This is a genomic window from Marilutibacter maris, from assembly GCF_006546735.2.
GTDB classification, from domain to species: domain Bacteria; phylum Pseudomonadota; class Gammaproteobacteria; order Xanthomonadales; family Xanthomonadaceae; genus Marilutibacter; species Marilutibacter maris.
Genome location: NZ_VICD02000293.1, coordinates 1 through 4062, shown reverse-complemented (window position 1 = coordinate 4062; position 4062 = coordinate 1). Strand labels below are relative to the sequence as shown.

The window sequence follows — 4062 nt, the reverse complement described above, 5'->3', positions numbered from 1 at the left end:
CGGCCGGGACCAGGCGGTCGCGGCGGCCGCTGATCCACAGGCTGGGCACCGTCAGCGCGGGGAGCTCGTCGCGCAGGTCGAGCCGGTCGAGCAGGGTCAGGCCCTCCAACAGCACCCGCTCGGACGGCTCGCCGCGCTCGAACGCATGCGACTTCAGGCTGCGCAGTTCCTCCTGCGCGCTGGTCGAGCCCAGCGCCTCCAGCGCGAGGAAGCCTTCCAGGGTGCCGCGGAAGTCGCGCCGCAACGCGTCGCCGAAGTCGCGGAACAGGTTCGGACCGACGCCGTGCGGCCAGTCGTCGGCGGCGACGAAGCGCGGCGAGGCGGCGACCATCACCAGTCCGCGGACCGCGTCCGGGTGGTCGAGCGCCGCGCGCAGCGCGAACTGGCCGCCGAGCGACCAGCCCAGCCAGACCGCATCGGGCACCTGCGCGACCAGGCTCGCGGCGAGCGATTCGGGTTCGAGCGGGGCCTCGCTGTCGCGGGCGTGACCGTGGCCAGGCAGGTCGATCAGGTGCAGGGTGTAGCGGTCGGCCAGGCGCTCGGTCAGCGGCGCGAACAGGCCGCCGTGCATCGCCCAGCCGTGGATCAGGGCGAGCGCGGGACCGCGGCCGCGGGTTTCGATATGCAGGGGAACAGCCATGGAGCGGGGGGAGATCTGGAAACGGGGGAAGGGGGAAGTCAGGCCGCGTGCGCGGCGGCCAGTTCGGCCAGCGCGTCGCGTGCGGCGTCGAGGCGGTCGGCGGGCACCAGCAGATGATCGTGATGAAAGCCGGCCACGACATTGCAGGCGATGCCGTGCCGGGCCAGCGCGGTGGACACCGCGGCGGTCAGGCCGACCGCGTCCAGCGCCGAGTGCGCCCGCAGGCTGAGCCAGGCGGCGCTGAAACCGTAGTCCAGGCCGTGCGCGTCGGCATCGGCGCGTCGCAGCACGCAGCTCAGTCCCTCGGCCTCCGCCACCGTCGCCTCGGCGAGTGCGGCCCAGGCCGGGCGGGGAGCACCTCCCGGCACGGTGACGAACACGAACTCGCCCTCGCGGGCGTCGGCCCGCAGGGTCGCGAGCATCCGTCCCAGGTCGCGGTCGCCGCGGCGGTCCGTCCCGGGGGCCGCGAGCGGGTGGGGCGAGGAGGCTGCGGTCACGGCGTGGTCAGTGGGCGGGCGCTGTCGTGCATGCGTTCGCTGCGGTCGCGGGCGCGCTGCAACGCGACCACCAGACCGTCGACATCGCCGACGCCGTGCAGCGCCGACAGGGTCACCCGCAGGCGCGCGCGGCCTTCCGGCACCGTCGGCGGGCGGATCGGCGCGACCCAGTAGCCGTCCTGCTCCAGCGACTGCGCCATCGCCAGCGCGCGCTGATCGCTGCCGGCGACGACCGGCTGGATCGGCGTCTGCGAGTCCATCAGCGCCAGGCCGACCCGGCTGGCATGCTCGCGGAAGCGGCCGATCAGGTCGGCGAGCTTCTCGCGACGCCAGTGCTCCTGGCGGGCGAGCCGGATCGCGGCCAGGCTCGCGGCGGCCTGCGCCGGCGGCAGCGCGGTGGTGTAGATGTAGGGGCGCGCGGTCTCGGCGAGGTGGCCGACCAGTTCGGCATCGCCGACCACCGCGGCGCCGTAGCTGCCCAGCGCCTTGCCGAGGGTGACCAGCTGCAGCGGCACTTCGCCGGTGCCGAGCCGGGCCTCGGCCACGCTGCCGCGACCGTCCGGGCCGAGCACGCCGACGCCGTGCGCGTCGTCGACGTACAGCAGGGCCCGCTGCACCCGCGCGACCAGCGCCAGCTGGCGCAGCGGCGCGATGTCGCCGTCCATGCTGAACACGCCGTCGGTGGCGAGCATCGCCAGGCCGGAGGGGACGTTGCGCAACTGGCGGATCGCGCCCTCGGCATCGGCGTGCGGGTAGCGGCGCAGCCGGCAGCCGGCCAGGCGCGCGGCGTCGATCAGGCTGGCGTGGTTGAGCCGGTCCTGCACGCACACCGACTCGTCGTCCAGCAGCGACTGCACCACCGCCAGGTTGGCGAGGAAGCCGTTGCCGAACAGCAGCGCGGCCGGCGCGCCGATCCAGTCGGCCAGTTCCTTTTCCAGGGTCTCGTGCAGGGTGTGGTGACCGCAGACCAGGTGCGAGGCGACGCCGCCGGCACCGTCGCGCGCGGCCGCGTCCTGCAGGGCGTTGATCACCGCGAAGTGCTGCGACAGGCCGAGGTAGTCGTTGCCGCAGAAGTTCAGCAGGTTGCGGCCGTCGACCACGCAGCGGGCACCGTCGCGCTGGCCGACGCTGCGGCGGACGCGGGTGCGCGAGGCGGCGGCGCGTTCGCTGCGCGCGGCCTGGATGCGCTGCTGCCAGGACGGGCGGCTCATGACGTCCTCCCGGTCGATGCGGCGATTGCGACGGGCGCGGCGGCGCTCATCCGGTGCCGGTACGGCCGCATGTCCGCGGCCTGGGCCGACGACGAAAGCGCGCCGTCAGGCGACGCACCGGGTCTCGGGCGCTTCGATGATGTCGGCATGTACGGTCTCCCCCTGCTCCAGGACCTGCATCGGCCGCAGGCCCAAGCGTTGGAACAATGCCATATCCCGCTCCGTGTCGGGGTTACCGGTCGTCAGCAGTTTCTCGCCGTAGAAGATGGAATTGGCCCCGGCGAGGAAGCACAGCGCCTGCAGTTCGTCGCTCATCGCCTCGCGGCCGGCCGACAGCCGCACCATCGAACGCGGCATCAGGATGCGGGCCACGGCGATGGTGCGGACGAACTCGAACGGATCCAGCTCGGCGGTGCCCGACAGCGGCGTGCCCTCGACCTGGACCAGGCGGTTGATCGGCACCGAGTCCGGATGCGCCGGCAGGTTGGCCAGGGTCTGCAGCAGGCCGGCACGCTGGGCGCGCGACTCGCCCATGCCGACGATGCCGCCGCAGCAGGTCTTCATGCCGGCGTCGCGGACGTGGGCGAGGGTGTCCAGGCGGTCCTGGAACTCGCGGGTGTGGATGATCTCGTTGTAGAACTCCGGCGCGGTGTCGAGGTTGTGGTTGTAGTAGTCCAGGCCCGCCTCGCGCAGCGCGCCGGCCTGATCGCCGGACAGCATGCCCAGGGTCGCGCAGGTCTCCAGCCCCAGCGCCTTCACTTCGCGGATCATCGCCGCGACCTTGGGGATGTCGCGGTCCTTGGGCGAGCGCCAGGCGGCGCCCATGCAGAAGCGGCTGGCGCCGGCGGCCTTGGCCTGGCGGGCCTTCTCGACCACCGCCTCGGTGCTCATCAGCTTGGTCGCGTCGACGCCGGTGTGGTAGCGCGCCGCCTGCGGGCAGTAGCCGCAGTCCTCCGGGCAGCCACCGGTCTTGACCGACAGCAGGGTGCTGACCTGGACCTCGGTGGGGTCGAAGTGCTCGCGGTGCACCTCCGCGGCCCGGTGCAGCAGTTCCGGGAACGGCAGGTCGAACAGGGCGCGGACCTCGGCCCGGTTCCAGTCGTGGCGGAGCGGGGTGGCGCGCCGATCGGACGCTTGGCTGGGGTCAGACATGGGAGTTTTCCGAGGGACGCGGCCGGACAGGGTCTGCCAGTCTGGAAAGCATGTCGGAGGCTGTCAACCAATCCGGGGCGTCGGGGGTTTACAACTGCCGGTGGCGCGGCCTGGCCCGGCTGGCCGCGGGCTGGCGCCGGCTGTTGGCCAGGTCGCTGCTGGCCAGGCCGCTGTGGGCCGGTCCGTTGCTGGCACATGCCTGGCCGGCGTCCTGCCTGGTCTGCGGCAGCGACTGCGGCCTGTCGGCGCAGGCTTCGGGTGGCCTGACGGGGCTGTGCCCGGCGTGCGCGCCGGCGTTGCCGTGGAACCGCCACGCCTGCCGCCACTGCGCGTTGCCGCTGCCGGCCAGCGCGGCAGGGACGGTCTGTGGCCGCTGCCTGCGCCGGCCGCCGCCACTGGATGCCTGCCACGCGGCCTTCGTCTACCGCTTCCCGCTCGACCGGCTGCTGCCGCGGGCCAAATTCCACGACGATCTCGCCGCCGGCCGCGGTCTGGGCGAATGGATGGCCGCCGCGCTCGTGCCGGTGCTGGCCGGCGGCCGTCCGGACGCCCTGGTGCCGGT

General features: G+C 73.6%; 5 protein-coding genes. 1 reads left to right on the top strand and 4 read right to left on the bottom strand.

The features are described 5' to 3' along the window. The 4 genes from bioH to bioB all read right to left on the bottom strand — a co-directional run. A partial coding sequence (bioH, locus tag FKV24_RS16580; protein WP_249041069.1) for a pimeloyl-ACP methyl ester esterase BioH occupies positions 1-640 on the bottom strand: 640 nt, incomplete at its 3' end. A gap of 38 nt (positions 641-678) precedes the next feature. Continuing rightward, positions 679-1137: an ACT domain-containing protein gene (locus tag FKV24_RS16575; protein WP_249041068.1), complete on the bottom strand. Its 459-nt coding sequence runs from the start codon at positions 1135-1137 to the stop codon at positions 679-681. Next, positions 1134-2348, bottom strand: a complete 1215-nt coding sequence (gene bioF / locus FKV24_RS16570) for an 8-amino-7-oxononanoate synthase (RefSeq protein WP_111265169.1) — start codon at positions 2346-2348, stop codon at positions 1134-1136. The genes FKV24_RS16575 and bioF overlap by 4 nt, the downstream gene beginning before the upstream one ends. Positions 2349-2453: 105 nt before the next feature. Continuing rightward, the gene (bioB, locus tag FKV24_RS16565) at positions 2454-3500 is read right to left on the bottom strand and encodes a biotin synthase BioB (RefSeq protein WP_111265170.1); all 1047 of its coding nucleotides are present in this window, start codon (positions 3498-3500) and stop codon (positions 2454-2456) included. 143 nt (positions 3501-3643) lie between these two features. Between bioB and FKV24_RS16560 the strand changes: the two genes are divergently transcribed. Beyond that, a partial coding sequence (locus FKV24_RS16560; RefSeq protein ID WP_141483166.1) for a double zinc ribbon domain-containing protein occupies positions 3644-4062 on the top strand: 419 nt, incomplete at its 3' end.